The 18,990-nt window shown below is 54.5% G+C and carries 16 protein-coding genes; 3 read left to right on the forward strand and 13 right to left on the reverse strand.

The annotated features are described in order from the left end of the window. Positions 1-6: 6 nt before the first annotated feature. From queE to RIC05_RS06870, 4 genes are all read right to left on the reverse strand, one after another. Positions 7-798: a 7-carboxy-7-deazaguanine synthase QueE gene (gene queE / locus RIC05_RS06855; protein WP_350046454.1), complete on the reverse strand. Its 792-nt coding sequence runs from the start codon at positions 796-798 to the stop codon at positions 7-9. Next, complete coding sequence (gene queD / locus RIC05_RS06860; RefSeq protein ID WP_350042068.1) at positions 795-1,151, reverse strand: 6-carboxytetrahydropterin synthase QueD; 357 nt, start codon at positions 1,149-1,151, stop codon at positions 795-797. The genes queE and queD overlap by 4 nt, the downstream gene beginning before the upstream one ends. 171 nt (positions 1,152-1,322) lie before the next feature. Then, a complete protein-coding gene (queC, locus tag RIC05_RS06865; protein ID WP_350046455.1) occupies positions 1,323-2,078 on the reverse strand; it encodes a 7-cyano-7-deazaguanine synthase QueC in 756 nt (251 codons plus the stop codon). A gap of 180 nt (positions 2,079-2,258) precedes the next feature. After that, on the reverse strand, positions 2,259-3,137 hold the full coding sequence (locus RIC05_RS06870; RefSeq protein WP_350046456.1) for a class I SAM-dependent methyltransferase: 879 nt from the start codon (positions 3,135-3,137) through the stop codon (positions 2,259-2,261). A gap of 426 nt (positions 3,138-3,563) precedes the next feature. Here RIC05_RS06870 and RIC05_RS06875 point away from each other — a divergent pair, with 426 nt between their 5' ends. Further along, complete coding sequence (locus RIC05_RS06875; protein WP_350046457.1) at positions 3,564-5,081, forward strand: hypothetical protein; 1,518 nt, start codon at positions 3,564-3,566, stop codon at positions 5,079-5,081. A 70-nt stretch (positions 5,082-5,151) separates the two neighbouring features. Here the strand turns inward: RIC05_RS06875 and RIC05_RS06880 are convergent, their stop codons facing one another. Further along, a complete protein-coding gene (locus tag RIC05_RS06880; RefSeq protein WP_350046458.1) occupies positions 5,152-5,835 on the reverse strand; it encodes a DUF5610 domain-containing protein in 684 nt (227 codons plus the stop codon). Positions 5,836-6,407: 572 nt separating this feature from the next. Here RIC05_RS06880 and RIC05_RS06885 point away from each other — a divergent pair. Together RIC05_RS06885 and RIC05_RS06890 are read left to right on the forward strand one after the other, a co-directional pair. Beyond that, positions 6,408-9,410, forward strand: a complete 3,003-nt coding sequence (locus RIC05_RS06885) for a leucine--tRNA ligase (RefSeq protein ID WP_350046459.1) — start codon at positions 6,408-6,410, stop codon at positions 9,408-9,410. A gap of 136 nt (positions 9,411-9,546) precedes the next feature. Next, complete coding sequence (locus tag RIC05_RS06890; RefSeq protein WP_350046460.1) at positions 9,547-10,836, forward strand: nucleotide sugar dehydrogenase; 1,290 nt, start codon at positions 9,547-9,549, stop codon at positions 10,834-10,836. A 23-nt stretch (positions 10,837-10,859) separates the two neighbouring features. Here the strand turns inward: RIC05_RS06890 and RIC05_RS06895 are convergent, their stop codons facing one another. From RIC05_RS06895 to RIC05_RS06930, 8 genes are read right to left on the reverse strand one after another with little or no spacing between them, the layout of a single operon-like run. After that, on the reverse strand, positions 10,860-11,225 hold the full coding sequence (locus tag RIC05_RS06895) for an MmcQ/YjbR family DNA-binding protein (RefSeq protein ID WP_350046461.1): 366 nt from the start codon (positions 11,223-11,225) through the stop codon (positions 10,860-10,862). Continuing rightward, positions 11,215-12,408 (reverse strand): glycosyltransferase family 4 protein, encoded by a 1,194-nt coding sequence (locus tag RIC05_RS06900; RefSeq protein WP_350046462.1) that lies wholly within the window; start codon positions 12,406-12,408, stop codon positions 11,215-11,217. The genes RIC05_RS06895 and RIC05_RS06900 overlap by 11 nt, the downstream gene beginning before the upstream one ends. After that, complete coding sequence (locus RIC05_RS06905; RefSeq protein ID WP_350046463.1) at positions 12,405-13,157, reverse strand: glycosyltransferase family 2 protein; 753 nt, start codon at positions 13,155-13,157, stop codon at positions 12,405-12,407. Before RIC05_RS06905 ends, RIC05_RS06900 begins: the two co-directional genes overlap by 4 nt. After that, complete coding sequence (locus RIC05_RS06910; protein WP_350046464.1) at positions 13,154-14,662, reverse strand: hypothetical protein; 1,509 nt, start codon at positions 14,660-14,662, stop codon at positions 13,154-13,156. The genes RIC05_RS06905 and RIC05_RS06910 overlap by 4 nt, the downstream gene beginning before the upstream one ends. Next, the gene (locus RIC05_RS06915) at positions 14,647-15,390 is read right to left on the reverse strand and encodes a hypothetical protein (protein WP_350046465.1); all 744 of its coding nucleotides are present in this window, start codon (positions 15,388-15,390) and stop codon (positions 14,647-14,649) included. The genes RIC05_RS06910 and RIC05_RS06915 overlap by 16 nt, the downstream gene beginning before the upstream one ends. Continuing rightward, positions 15,387-16,541, reverse strand: a complete 1,155-nt coding sequence (locus tag RIC05_RS06920; RefSeq protein WP_350046466.1) for a hypothetical protein — start codon at positions 16,539-16,541, stop codon at positions 15,387-15,389. The genes RIC05_RS06915 and RIC05_RS06920 overlap by 4 nt, the downstream gene beginning before the upstream one ends. After that, the gene (locus RIC05_RS06925; protein WP_350046467.1) at positions 16,531-17,745 is read right to left on the reverse strand and encodes a glycosyltransferase family 4 protein; all 1,215 of its coding nucleotides are present in this window, start codon (positions 17,743-17,745) and stop codon (positions 16,531-16,533) included. The genes RIC05_RS06920 and RIC05_RS06925 overlap by 11 nt, the downstream gene beginning before the upstream one ends. Next, a complete protein-coding gene (locus tag RIC05_RS06930) occupies positions 17,736-18,860 on the reverse strand; it encodes a glycosyltransferase family 4 protein (protein ID WP_350046468.1) in 1,125 nt (374 codons plus the stop codon). Before RIC05_RS06930 ends, RIC05_RS06925 begins: the two co-directional genes overlap by 10 nt. Between the last annotated feature and the right edge of the window lie 130 nt (positions 18,861-18,990).

Raw genomic sequence — 18,990 nt, forward strand, 5'->3', positions numbered from 1 at the left:
TTGATCTTAAACCCCGCGCAGATTGCCCCAGACATGGACATGCCATTGCGGCAACACGCGGACATCAAACCATTTCCGTTTTGTGACTTCATCAACCAGCCAGCGATAGCGACGGGTTAAGCCATCAAGATCAACCCCGTCCATGCCATCGGGATGGGGTTCGGCCGGTGTTGTATTGACCGGCTGCAGACACACCGGAATGCCGGGATGCAGTTTGCGGACATGATCGGCAAACATCAGATCGGCTTCATCGCGCACCGGGAATTTTAGCGTAATTTCCGGGCCGCTCAGCACGCCGTCGGGCTGCGCTGCATTGATGCAGGCAGCAAGATCATCGGGGTTAAAGTCGGTTGATGAACTGGGCGGTTTTGGGCTGATGGTCAGAAAATCCAGATCGGCAAACCAGTCTTTGGCGATGCTGCCCTGGGTTTCAATTGCAAAGCGAAACCCATCTTTCTTGCCAAGTTCAATCAGCTTGCCAAGCGGCTGGATCGCGGGGTTGCCGCCCGAAAGCGTGATCAGGATCGGTGCATTACCGGAAAGCTTTTTGACCGCAGCCAAAACATCCGCCGTACTCATGGGTTTCCAATCGGCGCGAAAGGCCGGATCAACTGCATAAAGGGTGTCACACCACGAACAGCGAAAATCACATCCGCCCGTGCGCACAAACACGGTCGGCACCCCGATCAGCGCCCCTTCGCCCTGAACGGTGGGGCCGAAAATCTCGGAAATGCGGATTTTATCGCCAGATGATGTGTCGTCAGAAGACGCCGCCAATTTCGGATCATGCACCGTCATGGACGATATTCCGCCCATGTTTTCGGGGTTTCTGAAACGCGCACGGCCGATACTTCCGGCCAGCGTTCATGGGCCCATTCAAAGAAAAACAGCGCAAGCTGTTCGGCGGTCGGGTGGTCATGGGCCAAAACATCATTTAAATGGCGATGATCAAATTCATCATCAATCATGCGTTTCAGCGGACCAAGTTCGCGGTAATCGCGGACAAAACCACGGGCATCAAGGGTGGCCCCTTTAAGCTCCACCTCGACGATATAGTTATGACCATGCAGGCGCGAGCAAGGATGATCGGCATCAAGCCCGGCCAACTGATGGCTGGCGGAAAAGGCGAATTGTTTGGTGATGGTAAACATCAGATTTTCTTTCGGTGAATTTGGGGTCCTTGCCGCCAGCAACACATGCAGCGCAAAGTCCCCAAGGTCCCCGCCTGCGCGGGGATGACGGTGTTACTCACATCGGTTCACAGCCATGGGTCATGCCCGTATCGGTGGGCATCGATGGCGCGATTATGAATTGTATGAGGATTACTCGGTTGCGTTATCGGACACGTTATCGGGCGCGTTCTGACCGGCAAGCTTGCGCGCGACATGCTCCGCATGGGCCTGTTTCCAGTAATCGCGGTCCTCATACACCGTCGGGTCCTTGACCCGGGCGAGTTCAAGGGCCTCGCGCCGCTCGACACAGGTGCCGCACCGGCCGCAATGGGTTTCATGGCCCTTATAGCATGACCATGTCCGGGCAACGGGCACGCCAAGGCGGCCTGCCTCGGCGGCGATGTCGGCCTTGGACGCAGTGACGAACGGGGTATACAGCGAAACGTCCTTTACCCCGTCAAGCGCGTGGTTTTGCATTGCGCCAAACGCCTTGATGAAATCCGGGCGGCAGTCGGGATAGATAAAATGATCGCCGCCATGAACGGCGGCGGCAACTGCATCGGCACCGGCACTGGCGGCCGCGCCAAAGGCAACGGCAAGCATGATGGCATTGCGGTTTGGCACCACGGTGATGCGCATGGTTTCCTGCGCATAATGGCCATCGGGCACATCGATCTCATCGCTGGTCAGCGACGATCCGCCCAGCAATGCGCCAACAGATGTCAGATCAACAATGTGATGTTTGACACCAAGATCACCCGCAGCCTGTGCGGCGAAATCAAGTTCCTTTTTATGGCGCTGGCCATAATCGAACGAAATCAGGGAATGTAATTTATGCTCATGCGCGACCTTATAGGCCAGCGTGACGGAATCCAGTCCGCCAGAGCAGACGACAATCGTCTTCATAACTGAGTATCTTTCGTGTTTTTAACCTGGTGCTACGACAGGGGAAGGAACATCCTTCCAAGGCGGGCGGTTTGCCACGGGCTTTGGCAAAAGACAAGGAAAAATAAAGCAACCCCACCATGCATCGGGCGGCAGGTTTCCTTGGATTTCGATGAAATCAGATGTCAGATGCCGGGTTGTTTAACCGCGTGTTCCGCTAAGTACGTGAAAACAAATCGGAACCTGAAAATGGCCGTCTTCGATATAGGGGGAAAGTGTTTCAAACATCGCGGCATTAATCGATCCCATCGCCATATCCGATGCATTGCGCAGGACATTGCCAAACAGCATATCCATTTGCGGTTTCCAGAATGCCGCCGTTTCGGGAATGCGTCCGGCGGGGCTGTGGGTTGTCGCGGCAATGCCGGTAAATCCGGCTGTTTCCATCCGGTCAATCGATTGATCAAGATTGCCAAAGCAAAACGGATCCAGCCCGGCCTTGTCAAACCCGATGCCAAGGATATTGCCCAACACCGCGTCCATGGCGGCAAATAACGGATTATCCACCAACGGTGCCCAGACCATAAAGGCCGCCCGACCGCCAGACCGCAACACCCGGTGGCTTTCGCTCAACGCGCGGTCAGGATCATTACAAAACATCACGCCAAAACGACAAGACACGACATCAAAGGATTGATCGTCAAACGGAAGCTTTTCCATGTCTGCCGGAATGACAGACACATTGGTAATGCCTTCTTCCTCGGCCCGTTCGGCCAATCCTTCGCACATTTCCGGGACGATATCCGATGCGGTTACATGCCCGACAATGCCGGGGGTGTTAGCGCTAACATCGCGGTCGCCCGACAGCGCGCGGGCGAATGAAAAGGCCGGTTCACCAACCCCGGATGCCAGATCAAGCACATCAATTGGCGTACCGTTCCGTGCGATGGACAGCGCATTCAGATCAACCGCCTCAATCATATGACGATTGATTTTTTCCGCCGCCGGGGCAAGCCGGTCTGCCCAGTTGATCCAGTCCGTCGAGAGGTTGTGCCAGGTTGTTTGGTGCTGTGTGTTCATGGTGTTCCCGTCGTGGCAAAGGTTGCTATGCAGCATAGAAGCAAAGCAACCTGGAAAGACAGTGTTATATCTTTTGGTTCGGCGCCTTGATGCGCCTGGAGCCCTCACACCCGTTGATGCTGCCCGTCGATAAAGCATGTTGTATTTAATTTACCTCATTTTGCCGGAGGCAGCCTTCTATCGCGCAAGGAAAGGGCCGCAGGGCGTAGCGGGGCTACGTTCAAGGGTCTTGACGCTGCGGGGCGGAAGGCTGTCCCGGCCCGAAGGGTTTGATTTTGGCGGCGTTTGACGACTTTACACCGTTTGACCGATGCGCCGCATCGCCCTGCACACTGTGCCTTGCCAAACGACACGCCAAAAACAAACAAAATGCGGCAGATTAAATGCAACATGCTTTAGCTTATGGATCGATAAGGCAGGTGTGTGATGGCCCATGAAAGTGAACAACGCTTCAGGATTGAAAATGTTTTGGGCGTGGCTGTTTTAGTTGGCTTGGCCTGTGCGCTTTATCTTGGATTTGTCGTCACCCTGTTTGCCGGATTTACCGCCGATATTCAGCGCGATCTCCTTAGCCGCGAACTTGGCGCATCCTCACCCGGAAGTCTGGAACGGATGGTTTTAGAAGGCCACCATGAAGCCGAATTGCGCCAAGACCTGCGTGATTTACGCTTTCGCATTCGAGAGATCGATACCCACGCCCTTGATGCCGCCCGGCGGGGATTTACGCTCCGCAAAGACGCGATTACCGCCTGGTGGGCGGCGTTTGACAGCTATTCCAGATTTGGCCGCACGGTTGTCGATAACAAGGCCGCGTTTGAGGCGGGTTTTACCAAGGATTTCTTACAGGCCTTAAATGCGGCCTATCTGTTTGTGTCCAGTATGGAAATGCCCGTTTCGGTCGGCGATGATATGGAGCTTCCCTTTGGCAACGGGGCATCTAATGGCACCGAGAATTCCGGTAGTGGTGGCAATACTGCGCCAAAGCAGGGCACCAAACCAATCGTCAGGCTCGATGTGCCGGTCAGCGAAGCCGATGTCGATGAGCAAATCCGAACCGAAGGCATCCGGATCATGGCGCGGTTACATGGCTTGATGGAAAACCCGGAATTTGCCCCGACGGTCGCGCCGGATTTTACCCAGAAGGTCGATGCCCAGCTTGATGATATCCGCGCAACCATGATGAATTTTGACGAGAAAAGCACACGCGCACAAATCGAATGGGCCAATATCCGTACCGAACAAAAACAGGCCACCCAGTTGCGCAGCAGCCTTCAGGCGGAACTGAATGACATCAATGCCGACATCGAACGGCTTGTCGGTGATGGCGAACGGGATTCATTGTCGCTGGTGTCGATGTTTGAACACCCCGTAGGGCGGGTGATGTCTTATCTGATCCAGTTGCCAACCATCATGCTGACCTTGTTGGTCACGGTGGCGGCCGGGGGACTTGGCGCGGTGGTGGCCTTTACCCGACAGAATTTCAAAACCCCATCCGATCCCCCTGCACCCCAAGAACGCATATCGGGTGACGGGAATGACCCGTCGGGCCATCAGGCCGCAGATCAGATGAAGCAGGCAAATCAGGCGGATCAGACAAACCCGCAAAAAGGTCGCAAAGACAACAACGCAAACGATGGGGGGCGACGGCGGGCTGATGTCAGTTGGCTATCCGCCGCACGGCTGTTGATCATGACCGGCGAGGGGATCGCAGCCGCCATGGCTATATTCCTGTTTTCGGAAGCCGGGATGTTGATGCTGACCCAAGGCGGGGCGGATGGCTCCGGCCAAGTCGATATCAGCCCGTATCTGGTGACGTTCATGGCGTTTGTGTCGGGCTTTATGGCCGAAGACGCCTTTAACCGCATTCAGCTTGCCGGGAAGAAGATTTTCCGTGTGCAGCCGGGGAGTGACGACACTATGGGGCCGGGGGGCTCAGGGCTGTAGGCGGATACGAAAAAACCGACAGCTTTGGCTGTCGGTTTTGATGTCTGCGAACAGATGGTTCGTAATTAGGTTACCCGTTCGTCCCATATCGTGGCGCATTGCGCTGGGCGGCGGTTCCGGCCTCAGCATAAGCCTGGCTGGCCTGTGCGGTCTGGGTGACCTGCGATTGCAGGACCTGCTCGTCACGGGCCGGGGTTGCGGCTTCGGCCGCTTCTTCTGAGGCGGAGCTGTTATAGAGTTCCGTCAGGCGCTGCTCGATCGATTTAAGGCCTTCGTTCAGGCGTTCTTCGGTTTCGGTGATGTTGCCGTTGATTTGTTCGTTCAACGCACCGAGGCCTTCGAGGAATTCGCGCGCGTCTTTAAGACCGCGCTCAATGCCTTCGCTGGCTTTGTCAAAGATGTCGCGGGCTTCGGCTTCTGAACCGGCGTTTGAGGCGATCAAATCGCCAACGCGGGCCAGAATACGCTCTGCCACGGCTTCGGGGGTGTATTCACCGGGATCGACATTGCCCAGGGAAAGACCGGTCGAAGACAGGCTTTCATTGATGGCAGAAACGATCTGATCGGTGGAAAGACGACCGGCCGATGCGGAAGACAGGGAAACAGACGTCGCCGCCGCAAAGGCAGAGGCGCTGTTGTTGCCCGTTTTTTCAGAGTCACTTTGTCCCGGCAGATACGATTGCGCAGATCGCACAGAAGATCCGGACTGTGCGCCGGATTGCTGGGATGACAGGCCACCAATGGTGATATCCATAAACGTCCTCCCTGGACGAGAGCTTTTGAGAGCTGTGCCCGCGTTGATCTCGGTTAACGGGCACTTTCGCCAAGCAAACAAATCGCACAAATTCCAGTGCGATCAATTACTTGGTAAATTTCACTGTTTAATATGGCATCTTTATTGTGAAAAATCCAGTCTTGTTGCGAAATTTCAGGTTGATGGGGCTGCAATGCCGCCCTGCGTTTTAGGTTGGGGATCGCCCAAGGATTATGCGGGGATAGGGCAGGGATGAGGCGAGGATGGGGCGTGGATTGGGCGTGAGTGTGCGATAAAAATCGCCCTGCCCGCAAAGGCGGGGATTTGCGGTTTGGCGAACATGCCGGGTTGAGATTTCCACCGTCGCGGAAAGGGCGATGGTGGATGGGCCAAGGTTGGAAAATCGTTCGTATTTGCGCCGGTTTCATGTGATCTGATGTTGCACAGCGCGCAAAGCCCGCTTATGAACACAGGTTCAGTATTATATGTAACCCGATTTGGTTTGGCAGGCGCGCCTTATGGGCAGCACCCGAGGCCACCAAACGGGCCCGATAGGCAGGAGTTGATTGAGCGTGGCGAACTATCAGGACAGTGCGCGGGAATTTGAAAAGCGTTGGCAGGATTACTGGCGGGAAAACGATACCTATCGTACCCCCAATCCGGGCGATGCGGATTTCGACGCCGCCAAAAAGAAAAGCGTCATTCTGGATATGTTCCCGTACCCAAGCGGGGTTGGCCTGCATATCGGTCATCCGCTGGGTTATATCGGGACGGATGTCAAAGCCCGGTTCGAGCGGATGCGCGGCTATAACGTTCTGCATTCCATGGGCTTTGATGCCTTTGGCCTGCCGGCCGAACAGTTCGCCATTCAAACCGGTCAGCATCCGCGCATCACCACCGAAGCCAACATTGAAAATATGTTGCGTCAGTTGCAAGTGATCGGCCTTGGCCATGATCCGCATCGCCGTTTCGCCACCACCGATGTTGATTATTATAAATGGACGCAGTGGATTTTCCTGCAGCTGTTTAACAGTTTCTATGACCCGACTGTTGAATGGATCGGCCCGCAGGGGCAGGTGATCAATGGCCGTGCCCGCCCGATTGCCGAGCTGCGCCCGCTTCTTGAATCCGGTGAATGGGTGCTGGACGAAGATGGCGTGCCGCAGCCCAAAGCCGTGATTGGCGATGGCACAAAGGCAGAAGGCAAAGAAATTGACCGTGCGATTGATCGCGGGCGTCTGGCCTATGTCGATGAAGTGCCGGTCAACTGGTGCCCGATGCTGGGCACGGTTTTGTCGAATGAAGAAGTCACCAACGAAGGCAAGTCCGAGCGCGGGGATTACCCGGTTTATAAGCGCCCGCTGAAACAGTGGATGTTGCGCATTACCGATTATGCCGATCGTTTGGTGGCCGATCTTGAAGGTCTTGATTGGCCGAACGGCGTTGTCGAAATGCAAAAGGGCTGGATCGGTCGTTCTGTGGGCGCGCGGGTGAATTTCCCGGTCAAGCTTGCAAACGGTTCTGACGACAAGATCGCGGTTTATACCACCCGTCCCGATACGATTTTTGGCGCGACCTATATGGTTCTCGCCCCGGAACATCCGTTGGTGGATAAGCTGGCGTCCGATGATAAAAAGGCCGATGTGGCAGCGTACCGCGCGCAGGCATCGGAACTTAAGGCCGTATCGGCCAAGGATGATGCCGAACGCGAAAAGACCGGCGTGTTTATTGGCGCACATGCGACCAACCCGGTGACCGGCGAAGAAATCCCGGTCTGGATTGCCGATTATGTCCTGATGGGCTATGGCACCGGCGCGATCATGGCGGTCCCGGCCGGGGACCAGCGCGATTTTGAATTCGCCCATAAATTTGATCTGCCAATCCGTGCGACCACCAAGCCATCTGATGGCTGGTTGAAAGATAACGCACCGGCAGATGCGGTTGATCTTGATCTTGCGGCCCTTCATGCGCGCTATATCGATGCACCGGGAAGCTTCAAACTGGCCCAGACGGATGTTGGCGAGACGATCAATTCCGCCAATGATGATGTGTCGCTTGACGGGCTTTCGACCCCGGATGCCAAAGCCAAAATCATTGAATGGATGGAAGGCAAGGGCATTGGACGCGGTCGTGTGCAGTATAAATTGCGCGATTGGCTGTTCTCGCGTCAGCGTTATTGGGGGGAGCCGTTCCCGGTTCTGTTTGATCAGGAAACCGGTCAGGTGCATGGCATTGCGCAGGCGGCCCTTCCGGTTGTCTTGCCGGAAATGACCGATTTCAAACCGGTCTCGAACGAAGATCCTAATTCCGAACCGCAGCCGCCCTTGGCCCGTGCTGATGACTGGATGATGGTAAGCGGTATTGTGCTTTCGGACGGGTCGGTTTTGCCGGTCGACGCAGAAGTCGGCGCAAGCCACAGCCATGACGGTTCGGACTATGAAGTGCGCGCGTTTAAACGTGATGCGAACTCGATGCCGAACTGGGCCGGGTCATGCTGGTATTACCTGCGTTATTTTGATGCCAATAACAGTGATGCCTTTGCATCCGATGCGGCGGCGGCCTATTGGGCGAACAGCACGGATGCCAATGGCAAAGCACAGCCCGGTGCGGTTGACCTTTATGTTGGTGGTGCGGAACATGCGGTTCTTCACCTGCTGTATTCGCGCTTCTGGCACAAGGTCCTGTTTGATCTTGGCCATGTCGGAACGCCTGAACCGTTCCAGAAGCTGTTTAATCAGGGCATGATTACAGCAGACGCCTATGCCGATACGCGCGGTGTTTATGTTGACATCCATGATGTTGAAATGCGCGATGTTGATGGCAAAAAACAGCCGTTTAACGCCAAAACCGATGAGGCCCTGATTACGGTTCCGGGCAAGATGGGCAAGCGGTATAAAAACGGTATCCCGCCAGAAGAAATTTGCGATCAATACACCATTGATACGTTCCGGACTTACGAGATGTATATGGGGCCGCTTGACAGCTCCAAACCGTGGCAGTCCGATGCGATTGTTGGCATGATGCGGTTCCTGTCCAACGTCTGGAAAGTCACGACCCAGATGGAACGCACCGATCATGTTGATGGCAAGATCGAAACGCAGCTGCATAAAACCATTGCCAAGGTAACCGGCGATATTGCCGATCTTCGCCTGAACACGGCGATTGCCGCCTTGATCGAGTTGACCAATGCGTTGACCAAACAGAACGCGGTTCATGACGATCACGCCAGAGCATTGGCCTTGATGGTCGCCCCGTTTGCCCCGCATCTGGGTGAAGAGCTTATGAGCCGCATGGCGTCTGATGAGTTCGGTGTGAAAAAATCCGTGATCAAGTTTGACTGGCCGGAATTTGATGCCGAAAAAGCCAAGGATGACGAATTTGAAGTGCCGGTTCAGATCAATGGCAAAAAACGCGCATCCGTGATGGTGGCAGCCGGTGCCGATCAGGCGACGGTTGAAACCCTTGCCAAGGCGGATGAAAATATCGCCCGCCACCTTGAAGGCAAAGAGATCGTCAAGGTGATCTATATCGCCAAACCGACGCCGAAATTGCTGAATATCGTGGTAAAGGGCTAAGCCCGCGCACCACGTTGATTTTGCAGACAGGGCATCGCAAATTTGGGATGCCCTGTTTGCCTTTGGTTTGGATTATTGACGGTTGGCTGTCGGCTGGCTAGAAGTCAGACAAGAGTTTCTTTTCAAGGGTTGAGCAATGAGCCACGGGCGCAAGATTTCTGTTATCGGGTTGGGATATGTTGGATTGCCGGTTGCGGTTGCATTCGGAACATCCATCGGGCGCACCGTTGCCTTTGACATCAATGCGTCGCGTATTGCGCAGCTTAATGCCGGTCATGATGCCACCGGTGAAGTTGATGCGCATGAGCTGGCCGCAGCCGACCTTTTGATCAGTGATGATCCGAAAGATCTGGCCAAGGCTGATTTCCATATCGTCACCGTGCCAACCCCGATTGACAGTTCAAACCGTCCTGATCTGTCACCGCTTCGTTCGGCATCAAAAACCGTTGGCGCCATCCTTAAAAAAGGCGACATCGTTGTTTATGAAAGCACGGTTTATCCCGGTGCGACCGAAGAGGTCTGCGTTCCGATCCTTGAAGATGTTTCAGGGCTAAAAGCCGGGACCGATTTCACGGTTGGTTATTCGCCGGAACGTATCAATCCGGGCGACCGCGAACATCGCTTTACCACGATCACGAAGGTGGTTTCCGGTCAGGATCAGGCGACCCTTGATATCGTCGCCGATGTCTATGGCAGCGTTGTTGTTGCGGGCATTCACAAGGCACCAACGATCAAGGCGGCTGAAGCTGCCAAGGTGATTGAAAACACCCAGCGTGATCTCAACATTGCGCTGATGAATGAATTGTCGCTGATTTTTGATCGTGCAGGCATTGATACCCGTGATGTTCTTGAAGCCGCCGGGACCAAGTGGAACTTCCTGAAATTCACGCCCGGTCTGGTGGGCGGGCACTGCATTGGTGTTGATCCTTATTACCTGACCCATAAATCCGAAGAACTTGGCTATTACCCGCAGGTGGTTTTGGCCGGTCGTCGGGTCAATGATGGCATGGGTACAGTGGTTGCCAACAAGGTTATCCGCGCATTGCTGCGCGAAGGTGCGACCAAAAACCCGACTGTGACGGTTCTTGGCCTGACCTTTAAGGAAGATGTGCCCGATATCCGCAATACGCGCGTGATCGATATTATCCGTGAGCTTGAAGATGCCGGGATTACGGTTCAGGTGCATGATCTGCATGCAGATGCCGCCGAAGTGGCCCATGAGTTTGATGGCTTGAAACTGTGTGGCGATGGTGACCTTAAACCGGCCGATGCGCTGGTTCTGGCTGTGTCGCACAAGGAATATGTTACCAAGGGCTGGCCGCTGGTCGAAAGCCTTCTTAAAGACGGTAAGGGCTTTGTTGCCGATGTGCGTGCGGTTTTGCCGCGCGATGCGGTGCCGGCGGATATCGATCTTTGGCGTCTGTAAACCGATATAATCGCGCTGATTATTCAATTTTGGTGAAGATTAAGTTCGCGCTGCAATTTCTTGGTCAGGCCCGAGGCCACCAAATTGTATGAGTATTCGATGTGGCCTTGCAGGTCATCATCGGCAAGGCCCGGTTTGTCGTAATGCTGAATCCATTTCATGCCGCGTGAGGCAAGATAGGGCGCAGGACGCAGGCCGGGTTGTTCTTTTAGAACCTCGTAACCGATTTCGGATGTTTTGAACGTGATGCCAAGCGTATCGGTTTTGGTCCATCCACCAATTGCAAACACCTTGCCGCCAATCTTCCAGACATCCGCACCACCCCATTGCACGACATGGGTGGTGTGTGGCAGTGATTTGCAAAAATTATTAAACTCGTCACGGGTCATCTGGTTTGGGTCCTGAGGTCGTGGGGCGGGTATGTGCAGAAGGGCATTCTGCGACCTCATGGTTTGAATGTGAAGCGTTTTGCGCGTCATGACCAATCACATCACAGACAAGATCACGGAGTGATCGGGCGAACTGATCGCGGCGAAACTGGTCCTGACACAGGCGATATGCAGCATCGAGCATTCTTGTTGTCTGTGTTGGAGAACCGACGGCATCCCTGATTGCGTTCGCCAGTGCCGCCGGATTTTCGGGCGGGCATAATCGCCCGGTTTCGCCATCTCGCACAAATTCCGGCAGGGTTGCGATGTTGCTTGTGATGACGGGAATACCTGCTGCCATGGCTTCAAGCACGACAAGCGGTTGGGCCTCGTTGGCATAGTGGCTGGGAAAAACGAAAAGATCGGCTTGATCAAAGGCTGCTTTGCGATCTGATTGGGAAACCGGGCCGATATAGCGGGCTGTGTCGGTCATGGCAAAGACAGCCAGAAGCGCCTTGATGTCTGCTTCGTTCATATCGCCCTGTGCACCCGCAATCGTCAGGTCGCATGGCATTCCCTGATCCCGAAGCACTGCACAGGCGGCAATCAGGGTTTCGATGCCTTTGGCGCGAAACAGGTTCGAAAGCCACAGGATTTTAACCTGTTTCTGCGGGTGCCAGTCATCTGTTGGGGCAGTTGCAAAGGCGGTGCCATCAAGGCAATTGGGGATGATCGCGATATTGCATGCAAGCCCAGCAACCTCGGATCGTAAAGTTTCGCCCAGCAAGATAACGGTTTGTTTGGCAAGGACGTGGTTTTGCAGCCAATGTCCCCAACGCGATTGCCGCATTTTTGGCAGGCCGCGCCCGTGGATATGCAGGATGGCCGGAACACCGAACATCTTGGCCATCAACACATACAGGCAATCGCGGTAATAGGCCCCACCGGATGGTGCAAAGCAGATGTAAAGGGCACGACTTCCGGGCAAGGTCCAGATAAGACGCAACAACAGCCAAATGGCGACGGATAGTTTCCGGAGCGAGAATCGCGCGATATCTGAAAGATCCGTGGCAAAGCGCATTTCGATCAGATGAAGGTCGAAATCATCTGACAGCGCCTCAACCGCATGCTGGTTCATTTTTGCCGCACCATGCATCGGTGGTGGAAGTTGCACCATGGCGATGATTTTTGCGCGTTTGGTCATGATGCTGGGTCCTTCGGCCCCGCTAGGATGTTTCTGATTTTGGCAAAAGCCAGCCAGTAGGACGGCGAAACCTTTGCCTGATAGCGACCCAGCACCTGTTGTCGTGTGGTGTGATAGGTCTTGGCCGGGATCCCTGCAAAGTGCCGGGTTTTCGGATCCAGATTGCGTTCAATCAAGACATCATTCAGCCGCCAGATTGATGCACCGCCAACCAAGCAAGCACACAGATAAAATTCCAGATCGATGCAACACGGGATATCGGATGGATACCCACCGGCGCGTTGCCAGACATCGCGATGCAGGGTAAGCGATGAATGATGCAGCGGATTGCCAAGATATAGGCGGGCTGCGGGGATATTGTGGGAACGGCCAAAACATGGTCGCCATGGGTCAGTTATCGCACGGGTAAAAATCAGGGCGTCCTGATTGTGGCTCAGGAATTCAGATTGGTGTTCAAGGCGACCGGGCAGTGAAAGATCATCAATATCCTGAATGGCGATCAGATCGGTTGGCGCGTTTTCAATCGCAAGGTTCAAGGCGGCACCACGTCCGATAGGGCCGGGGCTTATTAATGTGATGCGATCATCGTTTCGCAAGATGTCAGGCAATTTGACAGGGATGTCTGATCCATCATCGACAATGATGGCGCGATCTTGCGGGCGCAAACTTGCCGTGATGTTGTTGGCAAAGGGATCAAGGAAAATACCGCCATTGCGCACGGTCGTGATCAGGGTGATGGGATGACTCATTCTTGATCCTCCCACCGAAGTTTCAGGGTTGCACAGTTTGACCCGCGCGCGGTGATCCGGGTTGCGGCACCGGCTGCACTAAAGGCATCTGTCTTATAAAAGGTAAGTGGATGATCTGATGTGATTGTAATCCCGGTTTTGGGGGCGACGAATTCTGTGTTGGATTTTTGCGAAAGGTCCAAATTTCCATCAATGAGAATGCGTAACAGACTAGGGCTTTGCGGCAGGGTGCTTGGAAGTTGATCTGTGATAGTGACTTCTTTGTCTTCGAAAATGATGCTTCTTTGACCTGTGATGCCAGCCAGTTCAAAGGTGATATCGACTTGGTTTGAAGAACGTCGTTTCGCGCTGACAAAGCGGGCCACGTTACCGCCATCTAATGCCGGAAGCGGAGCGGTCGCCGGACCGTAGAGGCTCGGGCTGTCCTGTTCGCCGCCTGTCGGCGGGAGCAAGAGGCAGGCTTTTTCATCGTGGCCAGAAACGATCACCGGGGCAGGAGTGTAGTCAAAACACTGTTCGCCGCTTAATGCCATTTGGGCGTGGTAGTGCCTGGATGAAAAGAGAAAGACCTGTGAAGATTGGTTGGGCTTTTCGGATAACGCGAACGCGGTTTTAGAGGAAGGCAGATTGGCTGCCTTTAACAGCCAATATCCGGCAAAGGCGAGATAATCGTCATGGCGATTATAGCTATACCATCCGGGTGTTTTCGGGTTTGCAGGGGCGGGATTGGGTGGAAGCAGATAAGGGGCAAGCAGATTTAGCGGCAAAGAGCCGCATTTATCAAATGCATCTTCAAGGTGACACAGGATTGCACAAGCCTGATCTGTTGCACCGTATTTCAAAAGGGTGAAAAGCGCACATACCGCGCCAAAGCTTTGCCCAGCACCTCGGCCAAGCAAATTGGCGTATCCGTGTGAGCCGGTCATATCTGCAATCAATCGGGTCGCGGGTTTTGCCATTTTTTGCTGAGGCCGGTTTTGGCTGTCGGCCAAAAGGGCCGCGCAAAAGGCATGATATTGCGCAGAAAAACAGCGTGGACGATCCAGAAAGACTGGAGAACGCCAATAGCGGGATCGAGTGAAGTGGTAATGGGCGATGCTAACGAGCCTGTCCCAAATTCCGTTTGCACGCGATTGGCGATTGATCAGGCCAAGGACTTGCCAATTGGCAACATCCGGGCATTGGTTGGAGGATGCGCGCAATATTTCCAAACGTTTTTGTTGGGATAAACCCGGCATATCAAGCAGGGCATATTCGATAAATTCGCGGTGGTAGCTTTTATCTTGTGGCTGGTGCGTCAGGGCACGAAGCGCGCGATCAATATTGATGCGATAGGTATCACGATCAATTCGGGCCCATAGATTGGCGGCGAAGGCTTTGGCGTAAAAATCAGGGAGAGGAAAACTGCCATCATCTGATTGCCGGTCCGCCAGATTATCGGCGATCAGATGGGACAAATTGGCACAGCGTTGGGTGATCGCGGCATGGGTTACTGAAAATGACATGTCACCTCCAGCGATAAGACCTGTCCTTTGAGAAGGGTATTCAGCGGCACGGCCTGTATTTCAGGGCATCTACGCCCCAACCGTTCGCGCATACGCCACAGCAGGTTTTTAAGCGGTGCTGTTTTCCATACCCATCGGGCAATCGGGTCTGGGGCCGATAAGGTGAAAAGCCGATTGGCCCAGCGGAGCCAGACGTAATCGACCGGATCACGGGGTAAAAGCCGGGCGTGAATGATCCAAAGATCATCGCGATCACGCAAATAGAGATATGGATCAAACCGGCCTGCGCCTTCTGTTGCGCCAAGCGTTACCGTAATGCGCTGTCCTGACGTTCCGATAAGTTGCGCCCGTTTGGTCGGAAAAAGACGGTATTTGTCGCTGTTGGTATGGGCAAAAACCTGATCATTAATTATGCCGGATTTAATCGCAGCCTTGTCAAAGATCAGTCGGATGACGGCATCTTGCAAAGCAATGTCATCAAGGGCGGTAAAGCTTGCCGCAATGGTGATCCGGTTGGCATCGACCTGTCGGGTGTGAAGGGCGATTTTGAGACGTCCGGTTGGCAGGTGCCAGATGCCATCTTGAAAATGAGCGTTTCGGGTCCGGTCTGTCAGGGTGATGAAGCCATTTTTGTCTGAACATTCAATGCCCCACGGTCCGAAACTGATATCGCCAAATTGGCCTTTGATCAGGTGGGTGTCGTCTATTGTGGTTTGCAGTTTTGTCATGCTGAAACCCGACGTTTTGATGTGATCGCGGACCAAGCAACAAGAACGACGATGAGAAGGCCCAGACGGTATTGCGCAAACACAATAACGTCCGTAGCAGCCGTTATGGGTGATATCAGCAATGCCGTTGCGATCAGAACGATCAGGCAGAGCCACCCCAACCAAGCGGCATTTGCCATTTCCTGCAAAGTCAGAATTTGACGGGTAAGCAGGGCGAGCAATAGGGGCCAAAGGGCACCCTGTTGAAGCACCGCAACGAGTTCAGGGCTTGGTGCGGCGTAAATGAGCATCGCAACCTGATCGGGTGCCCCCATCAGAACAAGCGATATCGCAGCCATCGGGAAAAGCAGCCAAACATCGCGAAGGGTGCCGGATTGGCGTTTGGCAAATAAGGTGGACGCAATAGCGGCAAGCAACCCGGCGCAGAACAGAAAAACCCGCTGGGCCATGAAAAGCGCGTCATTGTCTTGCCCGAGTAAAACGAAATCCAGATTTGGCAAACAGCCCGCCAGTAAAGTGAACCCGATCAGCCCATAGGTCGTTGTCCGACTGGGTGTGTGGCCGGGGAAAAAGGCTGGTTGCGGTTTCCTTGGATGAACCGCAAGGACGGATGAGGCAATCAACCCGGAAATCGAAATGCTGGGCGCAATAGCAAACAGCGCAATGGCGTGATCAAACATGACCGCCCAGATTGCCGTTGAAATCCCGACCAGTTGCGCAATCACGGCAATGGCCCCCAGCCGGGAAAACTCGGTTCGGGCCGCAATCTTCCAGTCCGGGGATAAGGCGGCCGCCATTGGCATCAATATAAGCGGCCAATAGGTGGTAAGTGGTTCAGGGGTGGTGATCATAACAATGGCGGTTGCTATGACGGCGATGAGGAGCCGGATGATGACAATGCCCAGCGCGAAGCGATATTGATTTGATTGTGCAAAGCGGATCAGAAGCGGGCCGCTTCCGGCCTGTGTCGCAGTCACGGCAAGCCCGACCAGTGCCAGCATCGAAAAGTATGCGCCAAGCATGTCTGATGCAAAAGCATGCCCGATCAGAACAAGAATGATCATGCCGCCCAGACGGGCAACCAGATTGGCGCCGACGAACCACAGCGGATAGAGGGTCTGCGATAATTTGTGGCGCGTTTTATTTTCCATGGCGCGACAAAACCGCTTCGTAAGCCGCATCGACCCGGTTGCCATATCCGATTTGCATATCGCGTGCGATTTGATCACGTCCGGCCTGTGCGATGTTTCGGCGCATGGTTGGATTATTGATCAGCGCGGACACTGCCGCTGAAATTTCGGATGGATCACGCGGCGGAATGATCAAACCACTGATCTGATTAATCGCCGGGCTTCCGGCGTCAAAGGTCGTGATGATTGCGCAGCCTGCTGCCATGGCCTCCATCGTTGCCAGACTGCTGCCTTCTGACAGGCTGGGAAACACAAAGATGTCAGAAGCCAGCATGAGATCGGCGACCGCGGCCTGCGGCAATGGCCCCAGCCATTCACAGCCATCGGGCAAGCGGGTAAGAAGGTCCTTTGCGCAGGGTTTCGCCGCACCGACAAGGGTGAGTTCGATGCGCAGTCGGAACCGATCACGCAAGGATTTCCAAGCCGCCAAAAGTGTTGCCGTTCCTTTGGCAAGGGACAGATTGCCAACATATAAAAGGCGGATGACGGTATCATTCTTGACTGCGCGTTTTCGATCTAAAAGCGTCTGGCATAAGGGCGATATAAACGGCACGAGGAAGATTTTCTTAAGGTCCACGCCACATCGCTGAAGCCCATCGGCAACCGTATCGGATGGCGCGAAAACTGCATCGGCAAACTTGGCTTCTTCTGTGCGGCGTCGGGCAAGGAACGCGGATATCTCGCGGTAGGTTTTTCGGTGGGTGGCATATTCATCTGCCAACTGTAGCTGCCGTATTTCGGCCAGTTGGCCGGTGACGTCCGATATCGTGATCATGCCAAGCGCCTTGGCGCGCCGCATGGCGGGCAGGCTGTAATTCCCCTGTCCATGGAGGATATCGGCCTTGGGCACATGCAAGGCTGCGATCACGGATAATGGAACATCGGAATAAAGGTTGTGGGCGGGCAGGCGAAGCTTTTGTGCGGCCTTTGCCAACATATCGGGGATCAAATGCCGACCGGGAACTGTGTGTACTATTGGATCGACTTGCCGAGACAGCGGGGTGATCGCCCCGGTTCCGTCATGACGCCAGAAACTGTCCCAGCGGACCAACCGGTTTTGTCGGGCAAGGTGGGATGCGAGAATAGCGGCCTGATCAATCCGGCTGATCATCCAGACTGACGGGGAAGAGGCAATGGCGGAACCCGACGGTTTGATCAGTTCCATCGGCGGATCGCCTTTGACGTGTGGGTCGCCCGTGTGACAGCCTGCCACATAATGTCTGCGTGGTGTTGTGGCGTGTTAAACCGGATTTTGGATGCTTGGGCTTGGCGGGCACGATCCCAAGCATCGGGGTTTTCAAGAAGTCGGGTGCAGGCGGCAACCCAATCCGTGGTGTTGCCTGTTGGAAGGATTTCGTTGCGTTCGAGCAAATCGGGGGCACAGCCAACAGCAGGGCTTGCCAAGGCAACAGCACCGCAAGAAATGGCCTCAACCACGCCAACGCCATATGCGTCATTGTGACTTGGGAAAAGACACAGCTTGGCATCGCCAAGGAATGTCGGAAGTTGTTCCGGAGGAAGTTGCCCGTGAATGTCCGTGATGCCTGAAAGACCACATTCGTTGATTGCGTGGGCCGTTGCCGCACTATCGGTGCTGCCGACAATGCCGATTTTATGGATGGTACCGGCTTTGGCCAAGCTGGAGGCAATTTCCAGAAAATGATCAAACCCCTTGGCCTGTGTTGTGCGGCCACACCAAAGCACATCATAGCGACGCTTGGAAAATGGGCGGTTTTGCATGGAGGGGGAGGATTGAAAAGATGTCGGGATCGGTGCGGCGCCGATGGCGTGCGGATCTGCGCGGTAGTTTTCAAACCAATTTTGGCCGCGTGATCCTGCGGCAATGAAACCATCTGCTTTTGCCACCATGCTGTGCCGGACATATCGGCGTGCAGGGTTGAGGTAAAATTTGTCCGATCCGGACCAACCATCAAATTGCAGGATGGTGGGAATGGCCTGTTTGAGGGCCCAGTTTTGCGCCTGCCAGTGCGCAATGCCAAAACCGGCAAGGATCAGGCTGTCAGGCTTGATGCTGTTTAAGGTGCTTAGCGTTCCGAAGGGCAGAGAAAACAGGCGATTTTCACCAAGGCGTAGGTGAATGCCGCGCAAGAGCTGGTGCCCGAACTGCGCATCGCGCAAGGGCCAATTGCGCTGCGGTTCGCTGTGATGGGTGCAGATCACAGTCAAGCTACCACCGGCGGCTTTGGCGTGGATGTGCAATGCCTCATAGGCATTGAAACGGTAGGGCGGAACAATGTTTGTCAGCAATGCTACCTTCACCGCTTTACTCGCTTATGGATGCCATTGTTGTCGACAACTCAATCATAAGTTACCATTGCCATCAACGAATTAAACGATACCTGTCCATTGGCATAAGTATCGAAGGACACACAATAAATACGCGGGATGG

Origin of the sequence: Thalassospira sp., from assembly GCF_040218635.1 — a bacterium.
In the GTDB taxonomy this organism is placed as follows: domain Bacteria; phylum Pseudomonadota; class Alphaproteobacteria; order Rhodospirillales; family Thalassospiraceae; genus Thalassospira.